Annotated in this window: 18 protein-coding genes; 17 read left to right on the top strand and 1 reads right to left on the bottom strand. The window is 52.2% G+C overall.

What is annotated here, in order from left to right; translation table 11 throughout:
- Window positions 1-2 precede the first annotated feature (2 nt).
- The 15 genes from rpsD (at window position 3) to B5F75_RS07750 (ending at window position 14,656) form a co-directional block, all read left to right on the top strand.
- Window positions 3-632, top strand: coding sequence for a 30S ribosomal protein S4 (gene rpsD, locus B5F75_RS06850; RefSeq protein ID WP_087289296.1), 630 nt, complete (start codon window positions 3-5; stop codon window positions 630-632).
- Between the two features lie 13 nt (window positions 633-645).
- Window positions 646-1,644: a DNA-directed RNA polymerase subunit alpha gene (locus tag B5F75_RS06845; protein ID WP_087289295.1), complete on the top strand. Its 999-nt coding sequence runs from the start codon at window positions 646-648 to the stop codon at window positions 1,642-1,644.
- 15 nt (window positions 1,645-1,659) lie between these two features.
- Window positions 1,660-2,004 (top strand): 50S ribosomal protein L17, encoded by a 345-nt coding sequence (gene rplQ / locus B5F75_RS06840; RefSeq protein WP_087289293.1) that lies wholly within the window; start codon window positions 1,660-1,662, stop codon window positions 2,002-2,004.
- An 8-nt stretch (window positions 2,005-2,012) separates the two neighbouring features.
- Window positions 2,013-3,056 (top strand): rod shape-determining protein, encoded by a 1,044-nt coding sequence (gene mreB / locus B5F75_RS06835; RefSeq protein ID WP_087289290.1) that lies wholly within the window; start codon window positions 2,013-2,015, stop codon window positions 3,054-3,056.
- 190 nt (window positions 3,057-3,246) lie between these two features.
- Complete coding sequence (gene mreC, locus B5F75_RS06830) at window positions 3,247-4,107, top strand: rod shape-determining protein MreC (RefSeq protein WP_087289288.1); 861 nt, start codon at window positions 3,247-3,249, stop codon at window positions 4,105-4,107.
- A gap of 2 nt (window positions 4,108-4,109) precedes the next feature.
- Entirely contained in the window at window positions 4,110-4,604 is a 495-nt protein-coding gene (gene mreD / locus B5F75_RS06825) for a rod shape-determining protein MreD (RefSeq protein ID WP_087289286.1), read from the top strand.
- A 12-nt stretch (window positions 4,605-4,616) separates the two neighbouring features.
- Window positions 4,617-6,473, top strand: a complete 1,857-nt coding sequence (gene mrdA, locus B5F75_RS06820) for a penicillin-binding protein 2 (protein ID WP_087289285.1) — start codon at window positions 4,617-4,619, stop codon at window positions 6,471-6,473.
- Complete coding sequence (locus tag B5F75_RS06815) at window positions 6,460-7,803, top strand: FtsW/RodA/SpoVE family cell cycle protein (protein WP_087289283.1); 1,344 nt, start codon at window positions 6,460-6,462, stop codon at window positions 7,801-7,803. Before mrdA ends, B5F75_RS06815 begins: the two co-directional genes overlap by 14 nt.
- Before the next feature lie 31 nt (window positions 7,804-7,834).
- Window positions 7,835-8,503, top strand: a complete 669-nt coding sequence (locus B5F75_RS06810; protein WP_158093808.1) for a TIGR03936 family radical SAM-associated protein — start codon at window positions 7,835-7,837, stop codon at window positions 8,501-8,503.
- Between the two features lie 37 nt (window positions 8,504-8,540).
- Window positions 8,541-9,995 carry an Rne/Rng family ribonuclease gene (locus B5F75_RS06805; RefSeq protein ID WP_087289278.1) on the top strand — a complete coding sequence of 485 codons (1,455 nt, stop codon included), beginning with the start codon at window positions 8,541-8,543 and terminating at the stop codon, window positions 9,993-9,995.
- A gap of 44 nt (window positions 9,996-10,039) precedes the next feature.
- On the top strand, window positions 10,040-11,716 hold the full coding sequence (locus tag B5F75_RS06800) for an N-acetylmuramoyl-L-alanine amidase (RefSeq protein WP_087289276.1): 1,677 nt from the start codon (window positions 10,040-10,042) through the stop codon (window positions 11,714-11,716).
- Between the two features lie 60 nt (window positions 11,717-11,776).
- Window positions 11,777-12,319, top strand: a complete 543-nt coding sequence (locus B5F75_RS06795) for a chromate transporter (protein WP_087289274.1) — start codon at window positions 11,777-11,779, stop codon at window positions 12,317-12,319.
- Window positions 12,316-12,840, top strand: a complete 525-nt coding sequence (locus B5F75_RS06790; RefSeq protein ID WP_087289272.1) for a chromate transporter — start codon at window positions 12,316-12,318, stop codon at window positions 12,838-12,840. The genes B5F75_RS06795 and B5F75_RS06790 overlap by 4 nt, the downstream gene beginning before the upstream one ends.
- A gap of 144 nt (window positions 12,841-12,984) precedes the next feature.
- Window positions 12,985-13,755 (top strand): hypothetical protein, encoded by a 771-nt coding sequence (locus B5F75_RS06785; RefSeq protein ID WP_087289270.1) that lies wholly within the window; start codon window positions 12,985-12,987, stop codon window positions 13,753-13,755.
- Between the two features lie 307 nt (window positions 13,756-14,062).
- Window positions 14,063-14,656 carry a type IV pilin protein gene (locus tag B5F75_RS07750; RefSeq protein WP_087289266.1) on the top strand — a complete coding sequence of 198 codons (594 nt, stop codon included), beginning with the start codon at window positions 14,063-14,065 and terminating at the stop codon, window positions 14,654-14,656.
- A 58-nt stretch (window positions 14,657-14,714) separates the two neighbouring features.
- Here the strand turns inward: B5F75_RS07750 and B5F75_RS06775 are convergent, their stop codons facing one another.
- A complete protein-coding gene (locus B5F75_RS06775; protein WP_204201216.1) occupies window positions 14,715-15,383 on the bottom strand; it encodes a M48 family metallopeptidase in 669 nt (222 codons plus the stop codon).
- A 63-nt stretch (window positions 15,384-15,446) separates the two neighbouring features.
- On the opposite strand from B5F75_RS06775, the gene gcvT reads away from it, so the two are divergent.
- Both gcvT and gcvH read left to right on the top strand, forming a co-directional pair.
- Complete coding sequence (gene gcvT, locus B5F75_RS06770) at window positions 15,447-16,529, top strand: glycine cleavage system aminomethyltransferase GcvT (RefSeq protein WP_158093807.1); 1,083 nt, start codon at window positions 15,447-15,449, stop codon at window positions 16,527-16,529.
- A gap of 16 nt (window positions 16,530-16,545) precedes the next feature.
- Complete coding sequence (gene gcvH / locus B5F75_RS06765; RefSeq protein WP_087289262.1) at window positions 16,546-16,926, top strand: glycine cleavage system protein GcvH; 381 nt, start codon at window positions 16,546-16,548, stop codon at window positions 16,924-16,926.
- Window positions 16,927-16,933 lie beyond the last annotated feature (7 nt).

The following is a 16,933-nucleotide window of genomic DNA, read 5'->3' as shown; positions in this document are numbered from 1 at the left end:
TTATGTCTAGATATACAGGACCCAGCTGCAAAAAGTGCAGAAAATTAGATTGCAAACTTTTCTTGAAAGGAACCAAATGCTACACCAACTGCGTGATTGACAAGTTGGCGGCCGTAACCAAACGCGGCGGCAAAGTCAGAAAAGCCAAAGTGTCCGAATACGGTGTTCGCTTGCAGGAAAAACAGAAAGCCAGACTGCAGTCCGGCATGTCGGAAATTCCGTTCCGCAATTTGTTTGACGCCGCCGCCAAGGCCGAAGGCCAGACGGGTGAAAACTTCTTGCGCAAACTGGAAACCCGCTTGGACAATGTCGTGCGCCGCTTAGGTTTTGCGGTTTCGCTGAAAGCCGCCCGCCAGCTCGTGCTGCACGGATGCGTAACCGTGAACGGAAAAGCGGTCAACGTACCGTCTTACCAGCTGCGCATCGGCGATAAGGTAACCCTCAACAACGCCTTGGCGGAAAATGTCCAGGTCAAGCAGGCTCTTACCGAAGCGGAAAAACGCAACCAGCGCCCCAGCTTTTTGGAATATGACGCGGAGAAAATGACCGGTAAACTCTTAAGATGGCCCGACAGAGCGGAAATGTCCTACCCTGTCAACGAGCAGCTCATCGTAGAATACTACTCTAAATAATTTGGAGGATACAATGGCTTTTAATGAATTAGTCCTTCCCCAAAAGATTCAGTTGGAAGAAAAGACTGCGTCCGACTCCTACGGTAAATTTATCGCGGAGCCGTACGAAAGCGGTTATGGCCACACGGTGGGCAACTCCTTGCGCCGGATTTTGCTGTCCGGTATGGAAGGCGCCGCCGTTACCGCCGTTAAAATCGCCGGGGCCGTGCACGAATTCAGCACGATTCCGAATGTACGGGAAGACGTCATCAACATCTTGCTTAACTTGAAACGCCTGCGCGTGAAAATGGAAGGCAAGAACCGCGACTGCCTGCAGCTGCATGTTGCCAAGCCGGGAGTGATCACGGCGGCCGATATTGAAGAATCCGACGGAGTGGAAATCGTCAATAAAGACCTGACCCTGGCCACCTTGGAAGTAGGCGGCAGCTTGGATATGGAAATTGAAATTTCCCGCGGCAAAGGCTATGTTCCTGCCGAAGATTTAGCCAAAATTCAGCGCCCGGCCGGTTTTATTCCGGTGGATGCGCTGTTCTCTCCCATTGTGAAGGTTCACTACGATGTGGAACCGGCCCGTGTGGGGCAGAAGACGGACTACGACCGCTTGATTCTGGAAATCACGACCGACGGCACGTTGCTGCCGGCCCGCGCGTTGCACCGCGCGGCGGTGTTGCTGTCCAACTCGCTGCATATTTTCACGATTGAAGGCGAAGACGACTGCGTAGCCACCACCAGCGACGAAGCGGTGGAGGAACCGGTTTCGATGACGGGTTCCGTGGCGGGGGCGAACGTCAATTCCAAACTGGATGAATTGCTCAACCAATCCATTGAGTTTATTGAATTGTCTTCCCGCTCCATCAACTGCCTCAAGTCCGAAAACATCAACACGGTGCGCGACTTGGTGAAAATGTCCGAAGACGATCTGAAAATGATCAAGAACTTCGGCGCCAAATCCATGGACGAGATTAAAGAAAGACTTGCCGAGATGAACCTTTCGCTCGGTATGAAAATTTAAGGAGTAAGTTTTAGTATGATTAAAAATACCGGATACAGAAAACTTGGCAAGACTGCGTCCCACCGCAAAGCGATGCTCAACAATATGGCCACGAGCATTATCCTTCACGAAGAAGTGAAGACCACCTTGCCCAAAGCCAAAGAAGTCAGACGCGTGGTGGAAGGGTTGATTACCCTGGCCAAAGCCAAAAACGAACGCGCCGCCAAAGACACCTTGAAAGATGCCGCGGCCATGAAAAAGCTGTTTGAAGTGTTGGCTGCCCGCTATGCCAACCGCGCCGGCGGTTTCTGCCGCATTTACCGCGCGGGTGTGCGCCAAGGCGACAACGCCCAAGTGGCTATCGTTAAATTGGTAGAATAGGGGACTTTATGGTAATAGACTATCTGGGAGGGCTTTTCTCCTCAGACTTAGGGATGGATCTGGGTACGGCCAACTGTCTGATTTATGTAAAGGACAAAGGCATCGTATTGCGGGAACCGTCCGTAGTCGCTGTGGAACGGGAAACCGGCGAAGTAAAGGCCGTGGGGGCCAAAGCCAAGCAAATGCTGGGCCGTACGCCCGCCAACATCGTGGCCGTACGCCCGATGAAAAACGGCGTGATTGCGGATTTTGAAGTTACGCAGGAAATGATTCGCTACTTCATCCGCAAAGTTCACAGCAGAAGCAGTCTGTTACGTCCTAGAATTGTAATTGGCATTCCCTCGGACATTACCGGCGTGGAAAGACGCGCGGTGGATGACGCCGCCCGCCAAGCGGGTGCGCGCGAGGTCTATTTGATAGAGGAGCCCATGGCTTCGGCCATGGGCGCCGATTTGCCGATTGCAGAACCGCATGCCAGCATGATTGTGGATATCGGCGGCGGTACGACGGAAGTGGCCGTCATTTCCCTGGGGGGAATGGTGGTGGCCAAATCCATTGATGTGGCCGGCGACGAATTGACCGAATGCATTGTGCAGTATTTCCGCAAGAAATACAACTTGATTATCGGCGAAACGACGGCGGAAGAAGTAAAAATCAATTTAGGCTCCGTCTATCCCTTGAAAGAAGAAAAATCCATGGAAGTAAAAGGGCGCGACCAGACGCAAGGCCTGCCCCGCACGCTGACGGTAACTTCGGAAGAAATCCGCCAAGCGCTCATGGAACCGGTGCGGCTGATTATTGACGTCATCAAGAGCACCTTGGAAGAAACTCCGCCCGAGCTCGCGGCCGACCTGGTGGACAGAGGCTTGGTAGTGGCCGGCGGCGGCAGCCTGCTAAGAGGCATTACCGAGCTGATCCGCAAAGAAACGGACATTCCCGTTCACCGTGCGGCGGATCCGCTGAGCTGTGTGGCGTTGGGTACGGGAAAATTCTTGGAACAGTTGAACGAAAAAGGCTCCCGGTTCTTTGGTTCCCGCCACAAATCTTTCTAGCGGACGGTTGCTGAAAACATTTAAAGCGGACACGGTTCTTTCGGGGACAGTGTCCGCTTTTTGATTTTTGATATTTTGCCTATATGGGTTTCCCCGGTAAATTTAAATTTTAAGTTTACAGGCGTACTTTGTCCGGCCCCGATAGCCGGAAAACACAAATTTTGCGGGGAAAAGAAATTTTAAATTTGATATGTCATTGCGAAAAAAAACACCTAAAAAACAAACCACGCCGGGGGCCCGGCGGCGGTTTTTGCTGCCCCTGTCGTTTTTGCTGCTTTCCTTTTTATTGATGATCTTGCCGCTGGAAGGCTTTGTGTCTTCGGTCAAAGCGGTATTGGCGTACGTTTTTATTCCGCAGGTGCGTTTGGCGCACGGGACGGCAAAATATGCCGAAAATGTGCATCAAACGGTGCGGGAACTGTTAGACGCCCACCGCGAAAACCGCGAACTCAAGCAAGAAATTGAAATGACCAAATTGCTGGCCTCGCAGGCGGAAGCAATTTTGGACGAAAACGGACGGCTGACGGAAATTTTGCGTTTAAATCCGGCCCGCCGCTGGACGGGGGTTTGGGCCAAAGTGGCGTACCGGGAGCCTACGCAGTGGAACACGGTCATTATTGACAAAGGCAGCCGCGACGGCATCCGCGAAAGAAGCGCCGTCATTTCCATGCAGGAAGGGAAAGAGGGCCTGGCGGGCGTAGTGGTGGAAGTAACGGAAAATACGTCCAAGGTGTTGCTGGTGCGGGATGAAGATTTTTCGGCGGCCGTTTATCTGGAGCGTGGTCAGGAAGAAGGCCTTTTGGTAGGAAACGGGCCCCGGCCGGTGCGCATTAAGTATATCCCGCTTTTAACACACGTGGAAAAAGGCGACAAAGTGTTTACGGCCTCCACCAGCAGCATTTTTCCGGCGGGGATTTTAGTGGGGGAAGTAAGCGGCGTGCGGGAAGATGAAAGTTTCCAAACGGCGCTTACGGTCAATGTCGATCCGCTTGTGTCTTCGGCGGCGGTCAAAGAAGTGTTTGTGATTTTGGATAACGAGGCGAAAAAATAACTATGTGGAGTTTTGTAAAACTGGTTTTTTTATTTGTACTGGCCACTGTTTTTCACTGGGCGTTTGCGTCTATTTTTTCGTACTGGGGGCTGAGCGTAAACATTTTGCTCGCGTTTGCGGCGGCGTTTTGCGCCGTTTTAAAACCGGCTTTCGGCTATCCGGCGGCTTTTTTCTGTGGGCTGTTTTTGGATTTTTTCGGTACGAAACTTTTTGGCAACAACGCCTTTACGTTTACGGTGTGCGCGTGTATTGTTTATAATTTGTCCGAACGATTTGATTTTGATGCGTTCTTCCCGCAAATTGTTACCGTCTTTGGGCTTACCTTCCTGGCGGGGGTATTGAACAGTTTGCTTTTCCTGTGGTTTACGTCGGCCGCCCTGTGGCCGGGATTTTGGAGCTTATTGGGCGGGGCTTTTGTAAGCGCCGTTTTTGCGCCGGTCGTTTTTTGGCTGGTGCGACGGGTGCTGGGCAAAGGAAGCATCTGCCGGCAGTTGTAGAGTACAATCAACATGGCTGTTACCAAGATTTTTTTTAACGCGCGTTTAAAAGTGATGATGGCCCTGGCTTGCATTGCAGGCGGCGTGATTGCGCTGCGCCTGGTGGACATACAAGTACTTCGCCACCAAGCTTACTTGCAAATGGCGGAGCGAAACCGCACCCAAGTTATCTATCAAACGGCGCCGCGCGGACGTGTGTTTACGGCAGACGGCGTGGCCGTGGCCACCAATGCCCCTTCTTTTAGTTTTTATTACTTGGGCGCGGGAAATACAGACCCCGCGTACTTGGAACAGCTGGCGCGCGATTTTGCCCCGCGGCTTAAAATGACGCCGCAGGAAATTCTTGCCAAGTTGGAGCAGGGCGTCAAAACCGGAAAAGCCACGCTGCTGGCGGAAAACTTGTCTACCAAAAGCACGGTCGCCTTGCAGGAACTGCAGCTGTATTACCCCGGTGTTTATTTGATTGAAGAAACCAAGCGAACCTATCCGTATGGCGGGTTTGCCAGCCATTTGCTGGGATATATCGGCAGTATGGACGACCGGGAATGGCGCAACCGCGATTTGCGGATGGGGTATCGGTTAAATTCCAAGATCGGCAAGAACGGGATTGAGAAAAAATTTGAAAAAGAATTGAAAGGGCGCGACGGCGGCGTGTATTTGGAAGTGGATTACCGCGGGCGCGTCAAAAGCATTATTCAAGACAAAAAATGGTCGGCCGGAAGTGACGTCTACCTGACGCTTGATTTTAAACTGCAGCAGGCGGCGGAAGAAGGCCTCAAAAAATCGAACACGGGCCGCGGCGCCGCCGTGGCGCTGGATCCGCGCACGGGGGCGGTGCTTGCTATGGCCAGCGCGCCCGCGTACGACCCGAATATTTTTGTGCAGTACAGCGACGAAGAAAACCCCAAGCAGTCCAAAAAAATAAGCGAATACAATTTAGCCATTCAAGGCACTTATCCGCCGGCCTCCACGTTTAAAATCATCACGGCGGCGGCCGCGCTGGAATACGGCCACCTGGATGTGCACCGCAAAATCAACTGTCCCGGCTATTATGATTCCGGCCCGCGGGTGTTTAAGTGTTGGGGCACCCACGGCCCGGTGGATTTTTTTGACGGGATGAGCAATTCCTGCGACGTTTATTTTTACCAAGTGGCCGCCCAAACGGGCTCGGCCGCCATTGAACGGGTGCAGCGCAAATTTATGTTTGGCCGCCAAACCGGGATTGACCTTCCGGGGGAAAAAGCAGGCAACCTCTACGGCCCCACCCGCCGTGCCCGCAACAAAACCTATTGGTTCATCGGCGATACGTTAAACCTGTCTATCGGGCAGGGGGAACTGCTGGTTACGCCGCTTAAACTGGCGCAGTTTGCGGCGGCCGTGGCCAGCCGGGGCAACGTATACCGGCCTTATTATGTGGACAAAATCGTCAGCAACCAAACCGGCAAAGTCCAGCAAATCGGCAAGACGGAAATTTTGCAAAAAGCCGATTTAAAGCCGGAAACTTACGATTTGCTCTTTCAAGCGCTCAAACACACCGTAGACCACGGCACCGCCGCGCGGGTGCGCATTGAAGGCTTGGACGTATACGGCAAGACCGGCACGGCCCAAAACCCTCACGGGGACGACCACGGCTGGTTTTTGGCTTTTGCCGGGCGGAAGGGGGAGGAGCCTTCCATTGCTTTGGCGGTATTTGTGGAATTTGGAAAAGGCGGCAGTTCCGCCGCCGGGCCGATTGCCCGCTCCATGCTGGAGGCCTATTTTGGTGTTGAAAAGCCCGCGCCAAAGCCGGCCGCGGCCAAAGTGCCCCAGCGGACGGAAGAGGATTACGAAGAATTGTTGACTCCGGGAGAACAAGATGGCAGCATTTAGAAATTTTACTTTGCGCTCCGGCCGCAGCCGGTTGGATTATATTTTGTTTGGCGCGATGATTGCACTGGTGGTGTTGGGGGCGCTGTGTATTATGTCGGCGGTTAACAGCTTGTCTTTTTCCAACCCCGTGGTGCGGACGCACCTGGTCGCGCTTCCGATAGGGGCGCTGGCCTTTTTTGTGGGGTGGAGTTTTAACTATCAGATTTTTGACGAACAGTGGAAGTACCTGTATGGGTTTATTTTGGCGCTGTTGATAGGCGTTCTTTTGTTTGGTTCCTATCAGCGCGGGTCGCGCTCGTGGTTTGTGTTTCCGTTCTTTTCCATGCAGCCTTCCGAAATTTGCCGCGTGTGCACCATTTTGGTGGCGGCGGCATACTTAGACCGCCGCGGCCAGCGGATTCGGGACGTGTCCAGCCTGTTTGGGCTGGGGCTGCTGTTGCTGCCTATTTTCGGGCTGATTATGATGCAGCCGGATTTTTCTTCGGTTGTGGTTACGCTGCCGGCGCTGTTGGTGCTGCTGTTTTGCACGGGAGTAAACGTATTTTATTTGGGGCTTATCGGTTTGTTTGTCGGCGTGGTGGGCGTTTTTACCGTGGGGTGGACGTATATTTACCTGCATCCGGAGCTGTTGGATTATTGGATTGTAAACGCTTTTTATCAGCTGGCGCACAGCCCGTGGTATATGGCGGGATTTTCGGTGTTGGTGATGTTGGGCGGCTACGGGGCGTGGTGGTTTTTTAAACAGCTTCGCATCTTTTTGCCGTCGTTTTATTTTGTGGTGGCTACGCTGGTGGTGTTGGCGGGGCTGTTTGGCGGAATTGTGGTAGACCATCAAATGAAACCCCACCAGCGCAAACGCGTGGAAACGTTTTTAGCCCCCCGTTCCGACCCGCAAGGCGCGGGATACAACGTGCTGCAGGCACAAATCGCCATGGGAGCGGGTGGCATTTTGGGCACGGGGCTTTTTTCGGGCACGCAGTCGCGCTTGGGGTTCGTGCCGGAAAAACATACCGATTTTATTTTGGCCGTAGTCGGCGAAGAACTGGGCCTGTGGGGCACGCTGATGGTGCTGGGGCTTTATCTGCTAATTTTGTGGCGGACGATTGTGGTGGCCTACAGCGCCAGCGACCGATACGGCTATCTGGTGTGTGCGGGCATTTTCGGCATGTTTTTTACGTATATGCTAGTCAATTTCGGCATGCTGATTGGCATTGTGCCGGTGGCGGGGATTCCCCTGCCGTTTATTTCGTACGGAGGTTCCAACCTGGTGGCCAGTTTGTGGGCGCTGGGGGTGGTGCAGTCCGTATATGCGCGCCGCATACGGGCATAAAAAGATGATAAATACGCCAAAAATTTATAAAATGCGTATAGTGCTAAGCGGGCCTGAAAAAGGCACGGGGCACACGAACCTTTTTAACGCGCTAAGGAATATGGTGCTGGCGAGCGGGCTTGCGTTTGAGCCGGCCAAGATTAATAAAAACTGGCCCCGCCTGGCGTACGGCCCGGCACCGGCTTTTGGCCAGCGTGCGGAACGGGAGTATTTGGATATTTACCTGACGCAGCCTGTTTCGGCCGAACACGTGCGCCAAGCGCTGCAGCGGGTATTGCCGCAGGGAGTGGCACTGCTTGGCGTGGATCGGGTTCCGTATGCCTTGCCTTCGGTGCAGCATCTGGCGGCTGCGGCCCGTTACCGGGTGGAAGGAAATTTTGAATTGTACGGCCCGGAAAAAACGCCGGAAGAATTTTTTAATGCCCCCCGCATTGATTTGGTGCGCCGGGCAGAAAACGGCCTGAGCCTTACACAGGATGTAAAAGCGTACGTGGCGGGGGCCGAGCTCCTTTCGCCGCGTGTGTTGCGCATGACGCTGACGTGCGTGGAAGGGAAATGGATCAAACCGCAAACGGCGGTAGCCGCGTGGCTGGGGCTGAATGTGCCGCTGCAGGACGAGCTGTTTACGGTAGAAGGTTTATCGTTTATAAGGGAAGGACTCTTCTGGCAGGACAGCCAGGGAGCGCTTCATTTGATTTAACACGCCCCACATTTGGGGAACAGAGAGGATTTGAATTATGAGTAAAAATTTGGAAGGACAGCCCACCGTAGAAGTATTGGTGAATACGTCTTTTGAAGAAACGCGCATCGCGATTTTGGAAGATGAACGCGTCAACGAACTGATTTGGGAGCGCCGCGGCGCACTCAATATCGTAGGCAACATCTATAAAGGCGTGGTGGAAAACGTACTGCCCGGCATTTCCAGTGCATTTTTAAACATCGGGTATGAGAAAAACGCCTACCTGTATATTTCCGATGTGTTGGGCGGCGACAAAAAAAATATCGACAAAGTGCTCCACAAAGGACAGGAAGTGATGGTGCAAGTCGTCAAAGACGCCATCAGCACCAAAGGCATGAAAGTAACGATGGACGTTACCCTTCCCGGGCGCTATTTGGTACTGACGCCGCACCAAAGCTTTGTGGGCGTATCCAAAAACATTGAAGACTCCGAAGCGCGCCATAAATTAAACGAAATTATGCAGGAACTGGCCGCCAAACACTTGGACGGCATGGGCTGCATCGTGCGCACGGAAGCCGAGGAAGCCACCAAAGAAGAACTGGAACGGGAAGTGAAATACCTGTACCGGCAGTGGCAGTCCATCGTGAAAAAATTTGAAGCGGCCCGCGGCCCCAAACTGCTGCACGAAGATATGGACGCCGTGCTGCAGGTAGCGCGGGACGTGCTGTCCGAAAATGCCAAGGTGTATTTGCTGGACAGCAAAAAAGACTATGAACGCGTCTTGGATTTTGTGGAGAAAAACTCGCCCGATCTGGCCGACCGCGTAAAACTCTACAAAGGCAAAACCCCTATTTTTGAAGCGTACGACATTGAAACGGAAATCGACAACCTGCGCAAAACCAAACTGCCCTTGCCAAACGGCGGCAGCATCATTATCCAAGAGGCCGAATCCCTCTGCGCTATTGACGTAAACACCGGCAAATTTACCGGCAACAAGTCGCAGGAAGAAACCGTTACCCAAACCAACATTGAGGCCGCCAACGAAATCGCCCACCAGCTGCGCCTGCGCAACATCGGGGGGATTATCGTGATTGACTTTATTGATATGCGCAAAGCCTCCAGCCGCCACCGCGTGGTGGAAGCGCTGGCGCAGGCCGTCCACGGCGACCGCGCCAAAATCCGCATTCTGCCCATTACGCGCTTGGGTTTGGTGGAAATGACCCGCGAACGAAAACGCGCCAGCACAGGCAGCTTTATCAGCGAAGAATGCCCGCAGTGCCACGGTTCGGGGCGTGTTCTCTCGGCCGAGAGCATGCGCATCAAAATTCAGCGCGAAATTTACGACCTGACCAGCGGCCGCCCCGGCGGCAATCTGCGGGTGGTGCTCCATCCGGTGCTGGCAGAGGCTATTAAGGCGCGCCAGGAAGACATTGAACAAAACATCCACCGCACGCTTAAAATCCAGGCGGATCCGCAGCTTGCGTGGGAAGACTACAAAATCGTCTTGGAATAACCGATATACGTCCGGCCGCTAGGGCCGGACGTTTCTTGCTTACTATGAAACGTCTGTGTAAATTTTTATTGTCGGGGCTGTTGTGCTTGTTCGTTTCCGGGGCGGGGCACGCCTTGGAAAAAGTGGATTTTATCGTTTCCGGGCGGGATAAAGGCTCCGTATCGGCGCTGGAATCCAACGGCGTAACCTATGTGGACGTACAGAAAACGGCCCGCAAATTTGGCACCGGCATTGAACTGTTTGCACAATCCAAGCAAGCCAAAATTTCCACCAAAGGCTTTTATGCCATTTTAACGGCGCCGCTGGCGGAAATTATCATCAACGCCCAGCCGCACACGCTTTCCGCCCCGGTATTGATTCAGGGCAGTAAAATGATGGTGCCGGCGGAATTTTTTCTCCTGCCGCAGTTTCAGGAAGCGGTGGACAAATATGTCTCTTTTCAAGACGGAGCTTTCTACGTAGAGCGGCGTTTTAATTTGGAATTTTCCGGCGAGCAAAAAAACAAAACGGACACTTTGCTGGTGTTTGACGCCCGAAAAAAAATCGCGTACGAAACAAAACAACTTAACAAACATACGGTAACGGTTACGTTTCCCAACGTGACGCTCAAGCGGGATTTGCACTCGCGCACGCGGACGGATTTCATCGCGTCTATGGACGTACGGCAAGGGCGCAACGGGGAAGCCGTTTTGAAAGTGATTTTGGGCAAAAACGCCAAAGACTGGAGCTTTACCGAAACGGATGGAAAACTGGTATTTCGTGCCGGGGCGCAAAAAGCGGCGCCCGTATTGGCGGCGGCGCCCGCCGCGCAAAAGGCCGAAGCGCCCACTTCTCAGCCGGACGCAAAACCTGCCCTTAAAGGGCCTTCTCTTGCCAACGAAAAGCCTTCCGTTTTAATGGAAGATGACGGTTTTATTGAAATGAAAGCGGCCCCCGCGGTTCAGCCCGTTATGAAGGCGGAAAAACCCGCGGCGTCCAAACCGGCGCCGGTTATTAAAGCGGAGCCGAACCCGTTGGCCATTCGTACGGCCCATAAAAAAATGCGCATTATGGTAGACCCCGGCCACGGCGGGAAAGACCCGGGTGCCGTGCGCGGGCGCTACCGCGAGAAAGACTGGAATTTGGACGTAGCCAAGGAGCTTGCGCGCCTGCTTAAAAAAGGCGGGTTTGAAGTGCAAATGACACGCGACAACGACACGTTTATCGCCCTGTCTGAACGCTCCAAAAAAGCCAACCAGTTTAAAGCCGATTTGTTTGTGTCCATCCACACCAACGCGTCCAAAAACCGCAGTGCAAACGGCTTTCAAGTCTATTTCCGCTCGGAAAAAGCCACCGACAAGGAAGCTGCCGAAGTTGCCGCCTTGGAAAACGAAGCCATGCAATACGAAGAGGTGCACTACAACTTTGTAGACGCGCTGCTGCAGTCCATGGCGAAGAACGAGTACATTAACGAAAGTTCCAAACTGGCCGGCTATGTGCGCAATGCGGTGTATAAACAGCCGGGCATCGGGATTGCCGTAAACCAAAACAACAGCGTGCGGCAAGCCAATTTCTACGTATTAAAGGGCGTCAACAGTCCGGCCATTTTGGTGGAAATGGGCTACATCAGCAGCAGCAAAGACCGCGGCCGCCTGGCCAACGGCACCGTGCGCGACCGCACGGCAAAAGGCATTTACACCGGCATTGTCAATTATGCCAAGAAAGAAGGTTGGATTGATTAAACTTAAAAACCCGCTTGCCCGCGGGTTTTTAACTGCTTAGCACAAAGGAACGGCCTCTTCATGAAAGCATTTCTGGTTTTGTTTTGGATTTTTGCCAAAATCGGCACGTTTACGTTAGGCGGCGGGTACGCCATGCTGCCACTTATTGAAAAAGAGCTCGTGGACAAACAGGCCTGGCTGGACAGAAAAGAATTCTTGGATTGCGTGGCGGTGGCGCAGGCGGCGCCGGGCATTTTGGCCATCAACGTGGCGATACTGGCCGGATATAAGATTAAAAATTTTTGGGGCAGCGTGATTGCTTCTTTGGGGGCGGCGCTGCCCTCTTTTGTGATTATTTTATTAATTGCCCTGTTCTTTAACGAGTATGAACATAACCCCGTGGTGCAGCGGGTGTTTATGGGCATTCGCCCGGCGGTGGTGGCGCTGATTGCGGTGCCGGTGTTTAATTTATCCAAAGCGGCCGGCATTACGTATAGGACGGTGTGGATCCCGGCCGTTTGCGCGGGGCTGGTGTGGCTGCTGAAGGTGTCGCCGGTATATATTATTTTGGCGGCGGGGTTGGGCGGTTTTCTCTATGCAAGGCATAGCCGGAGGCATCCGTGATCTACTGGAAATTATTTGTTACGTTTTTTAAGATCGGCCTGTTTAATTTTGGCGGCGGATACGCAATGATTTCGTTTATGCAAAACGAAGTAGTTTTTAAGCACGCGTGGCTGACCACGGCCGAGTTTACCGACGTGGTAGCCATCAGCCAAGTAACCCCTGGCCCGGTAGGCATTAACCTGGCTACGTATACGGGCTATACGGCGGCGGACGGCGTGTGGGGGGCGTGTGTGGCCACGCTGGCGGTGTGTTTGCCTTCTTTTATTTTGATGCTGGCAGTCAGCAAATTCTTTTTAAAATACCGCAAGGCCGCATCCGTAGAGGCGGTGTTTAGCGGTCTTCGCCCCGCGGTAATAGGGCTGATTGCGGCGGCGGCGTTGGTGCTGTGCAACCGGGAAAATTTTGTGGATGTAAAAAGTCTTCTTTTCTTTGCGGCGGCATTTGTGGCGGTGTGGAAATACAAACTGGGCCCCATCAGCGTGATAGCCGTATGTGGGCTGGCGGGGTGGATAGTATATTAAAGATAGAATAAACTAACTTTTTCAAAATAAAACAAGTAAAGCAAAATACTATTTATGCCGACGGTATTTTGCTTTTTTATTAAAATACTTGTTAGTTTATCCTAACTTTTGTATAATAAATATACCTAAGCAAGGGAGGACTCCATGAACAGTAATTTTTACACAAAAGCAGTGGTTGTTTTTGCCGTACTTACCGGATTTGCCGGCTGGGGGGCGGCCCAGACCGTAAAAGAGATGAAACCGGCTCTAGATCGGGCAGCCGTTCAAGCCGAAAAGAAGCATCGGATGCAAACGTCCGTTGTAAATTTAAATTTCCGCTGGGAAAAAGAGGTGTACTTGAGCGACTTTGTTTCCCGCCGCCGCCCGGGGTTTAAAGACACGTTCATTCAACGGAAACAAAAAAATACCTCTTGCCGCGGGGTTTTGGTGGAAGGCGGCCGCCGCGTGCTGACGCCTGTGCAATGTGCGCAAGCGCCGGAGGGATTTACGCTTAAGTCCGTTACGCTTCTTTTTTCCAATGGACAAAAAGGGCTAGGTTCCAAGCGGACGGTATCTATGAATGGTGAATTGGCGGAAATTTGGGTTTCGCCGCAAGTAACAAAAGGGTTAAAAGGTGTTCCGCTGGCAACAGTGGCCCCGGGGGAAAGTTTGGCGGATGCTTTTGGAAACAGCGTTTTGGATGAATTGTTGCAATTTTTTATTAATCGGGGGGTAGTATCGGGGCGGGCGAACCGAATAACGGGGACAAAAAATACCCTGCAAGTGGGCGATCCCTTCTTTTATCAAGGAAAGGTGGTTGCTTTGGTGCGGGAAGTTCCCTCCCGCCTGCCCGTTTCTTTTTGGGGCGGCGTTTCCGAAAAACCGCTGACTCTTTTACGCACGCAACACCAAAAAGGGCTGTTTGCGTTCAGATAGCAAAACTTCCTCTCCTCAAGCCAGGGACGAGGGGGTCTCCTATAAACCGCCGGTTTGCAGCCGGCGGTTTTTTACCGAATTCAAATGTAAAACGTAAAATACGGCGTATGAAAAGGACGGCAGACAGTCCATGCAACAACATGGGGATTTCCTTAATTGTGCATAGGAATATATTTGGAGGTGTGTGTTTGTGATTTCTTGCAGAAAAAATTTTGGGTCCATCAAACATGTGATTTGAAGCGCATGCATGAATGGAAATGAAGCTCCTGTTGAGCTTGACTCATTTTTTTTTTGATAAATTTTGTCTATGGACGAAAATTATCAAAAATTATTCTCTGAAGGGAAAAATGTCGGATTTACGCTTATAGAGCTGTTGGTAGTGGTGTTAATTATAGGCATTCTGGCGGCCGTTGCGGTGCCGCTGTATGAACAAGCTGTATGGAAAAGCCGTTCCGTTCCCTTACAGGTATGGGCCAAGAATTTATTGGAAGCGCAGGAAGCCTATTATATGGCTAACGGGCGCTATACCCGCTGTTTGGATTTACTGGATATAGATTATCAAAAAACATTTTCTAAAGTGATTACCCAAGAGTCGGGATATTGGGACGGCGGCCACTGGGCGAATGACTGCGTAATGACAGTTGCAACGGAAAATGATTTTCCCGGGATGACACTTATGACGGAGGGACAGTTTATCCGCGTGGTATTTTCTGCGGGGAAATACGCCGAGCATGGGTTTGGAGTCTATTTGTCGCTCCCGCGGGAAGACAGAAAAGTAGGGGGGGTTATAAAGCAATGTACGAATCCCAACTGGCCCGAATGGAAGAAATTCTTACAAAGTATGGGCTATCAAGATGTAGTGGTGGGAACTTACCTGTGTTATCAGCAAGTCAATCAATAGTGTTAGAGTGTGTCCACCTATTTGAAGGGATAGCGTCCAGCTGCTTGTGCCGTCGTTATTAGGTTGTGGTTTCATCTTTGAGCCGGGCGTCTTCCTGCGGTTCTTCGCGGTAAGTCAGTTCCACTTCCGCAAAAATAGAGCCTTTATTTTCGTTTAACCAGCGGCGGTGGCTTTTGTAGTCTGGGCTAAACTGCGCCACCAACTGCCAGTATTCCTGCCCGTGGTTCATATGCACCAAATGGCAGAGTTCATGCACCATTAAATAATCCTGTACGGCCAGCGGCATTTTGATGATGCGGTAGGAATAATTGATGTTTTTCTTGCCCGAACAGCTGGCCCAGCAGGTCTTTTGGTCTTTAATGACGATGTTGTTAAACTCTACCCCAATTTTCTCCGCCCATTCTTTTGTTTTGGCTTTCAGCGTTTCGTTGGCTTTGTTGCGAAGCCACTCCGTTACCAGTGCAGACGGGTCGGAATCTTTGGAATGCAAGTAGATGTGAAAAATTGTTCCGTCAAACGCCACGCCCTCTTCTTGGTCGGGCGTTACGTACATGCGGGCTTCAAACAAATCGCCGTTATAGAGCACTTTGTTGTCCGTGTCGGAAGGCGTTTGCACAGAGGCGGCGCCCGGTTTGGCGTCCGGCTGGCCGAATACCTCCGGCAGCTCTTTTTTGAGCCGTTCGATAAACAGTTTTACGTCGCTGATGACGCTTTGGGTGTCTGCCATATATATATTGTATAAAAAACGGTTAAATTTTATACAATGGACGTATACTTTTGGAGGCGTCCTGTGAACCATACCGATTTACAAAAAACGCCGCTTTGCTCTGCTTGCGAAAAAGCCGGCGGCAAAATGGTGGACTTCCACGGGTGGCTGCTGCCCGTGCAGTTTGAGGGGATTATCGCCGAACATCATGCCGTGCGCAGCCAATCCGGTATGTTTGACGTGTCGCACATGGGGCAGATTTTTGTGGAAGGCAAAGACGCGTGGCCTTTTTTGCAGTATATCAACTGCAACAACATCAAAAACGAACCCGGAGCGGGCGTGTATTCCCATATCCTGACCGAAAAAGGCACGATTATTGACGACGCCATTTCGTTTTGCTTAACGCCGGAAAAGTTTTTGGTCGTGGTCAACGCCGCCTGCATTGCCGAAGATTTTGCCTGGTTTGAAAAACAGGCCGCAAAATTTAACGTAACCGTCCGCAACGAAAGCGCCAGCTGGGGAATGATTGCCCTGCAGGGGCCGCAGGCGTTGGAACAGGCGGCCAAACTGCTGCCGCAAGCCAAAGAGGTGGCGCGGTTTCATATTATAGAAATTGAACTGTTTGGCGTCAAAGGCTATTTGACGCGCACCGGATATACCGGCGAGGACGGCGTGGAAATTATGCTGCCCGGCGACAAAATAGAAAATTTGTGGAATGCCCTCTTGCAGCAAGGTGTAAAGCCCTGCGGGCTGGGCGCGCGGGACGTGCTGCGCCTGGAAGCGGGATACTTGCTAAACGGCGCCGATGCCGACCAAACCCGCACCCCGTATGAAGCCGGATGCGGCTGGGTGGTAAAGTTAGCCAAAGAAAATTTTGTAGGAAAAGACGCGCTGGCGGCGCAAAAAGCACAGGGGGTAAAAGAAAAACTAACCGGATTTGTGCTTAAAAGCCCCGGCGTGCCGCGCGCCGGCTGCAAGGTGTTTGCCGGCGGACAGGAAAAAGGTGTACTGACCAGCGGCACTTTTTCGCCGCTGTTTAAGGGAATCGCCGTAGGTTATTTGGCGGCGGAAGCCGCGGTGCCGGGCACGGAAGTGGAAATTGAAATCCACGGCCGCCGCGCCAAAGCCGAAGTCGTAAAAACACCCTTTTATAAAAACCGAGTTTAACTAGAAAGGAGAGCTTATGCATAGCGAAGAAAATTGCCGTTTTGCCAAAACACACGAATGGGCCCATATGGAGGGCGACATTGCCACCGTGGGCATCAGCAACCACGCGCAGGAAGAAATCAGCGATATCGTATTTGTGGATCTTCCCAAAGTGGGCCAGCAGGTAACAGCGGGGCAGAACTGCTGCGTGATTGAGTCCGTCAAATCCGCTTCCGAAATTTACGCCCCCGTCAGCGGCGAAGTGGTGGAAGTAAACACTGCGCTGGCCAACGATCCGGCCCTCGTCAACCGCGAACCGCACGGAAACGGCTGGCTGTTTAAAATCAAAATGTCGGCCCCGGCTGAATACGAAAACTTAATGGATCTGAGCGCGTACAAAGCTACGCTTGGCAAATAAGGTTTAA

It is taken from the genome of Elusimicrobium sp. An273 (genome assembly GCF_002159705.1).
GTDB classification, from domain to species: domain Bacteria; phylum Elusimicrobiota; class Elusimicrobia; order Elusimicrobiales; family Elusimicrobiaceae; genus Avelusimicrobium; species Avelusimicrobium gallicola.
This window is presented reverse-complemented; position numbering and strand designations above follow the sequence as displayed.

Coding starts and splice junctions, on each gene's coding strand:
- gcvH (WP_087289262.1), top strand. CDS start 16,546: ATGCATAGCGAAGAAAATTGCCGTTTTGCCAAAACACACGAATGGGCC.
- rpsD (WP_087289296.1), top strand. CDS start 3: ATGTCTAGATATACAGGACCCAGCTGCAAAAAGTGCAGAAAATTAGAT.
- B5F75_RS06815 (WP_087289283.1), top strand. CDS start 6,460: ATGGCAGCATTTAGAAATTTTACTTTGCGCTCCGGCCGCAGCCGGTTG.
- B5F75_RS06795 (WP_087289274.1), top strand. CDS start 11,777: ATGAAAGCATTTCTGGTTTTGTTTTGGATTTTTGCCAAAATCGGCACG.
- mreC (WP_087289288.1), top strand. CDS start 3,247: ATGTCATTGCGAAAAAAAACACCTAAAAAACAAACCACGCCGGGGGCC.
- B5F75_RS06785 (WP_087289270.1), top strand. CDS start 12,985: ATGAACAGTAATTTTTACACAAAAGCAGTGGTTGTTTTTGCCGTACTT.
- B5F75_RS06775 (WP_204201216.1), bottom strand. CDS start 15,383: ATGGCAGACACCCAAAGCGTCATCAGCGACGTAAAACTGTTTATCGAA.
- mrdA (WP_087289285.1), top strand. CDS start 4,617: ATGGCTGTTACCAAGATTTTTTTTAACGCGCGTTTAAAAGTGATGATG.
- B5F75_RS06805 (WP_087289278.1), top strand. CDS start 8,541: ATGAGTAAAAATTTGGAAGGACAGCCCACCGTAGAAGTATTGGTGAAT.
- B5F75_RS06810 (WP_158093808.1), top strand. CDS start 7,835: ATGCGTATAGTGCTAAGCGGGCCTGAAAAAGGCACGGGGCACACGAAC.
- mreD (WP_087289286.1), top strand. CDS start 4,110: ATGTGGAGTTTTGTAAAACTGGTTTTTTTATTTGTACTGGCCACTGTT.
- B5F75_RS06800 (WP_087289276.1), top strand. CDS start 10,040: ATGAAACGTCTGTGTAAATTTTTATTGTCGGGGCTGTTGTGCTTGTTC.
- B5F75_RS06845 (WP_087289295.1), top strand. CDS start 646: ATGGCTTTTAATGAATTAGTCCTTCCCCAAAAGATTCAGTTGGAAGAA.
- B5F75_RS07750 (WP_087289266.1), top strand. CDS start 14,063: ATGGACGAAAATTATCAAAAATTATTCTCTGAAGGGAAAAATGTCGGA.
- mreB (WP_087289290.1), top strand. CDS start 2,013: ATGGTAATAGACTATCTGGGAGGGCTTTTCTCCTCAGACTTAGGGATG.
- rplQ (WP_087289293.1), top strand. CDS start 1,660: ATGATTAAAAATACCGGATACAGAAAACTTGGCAAGACTGCGTCCCAC.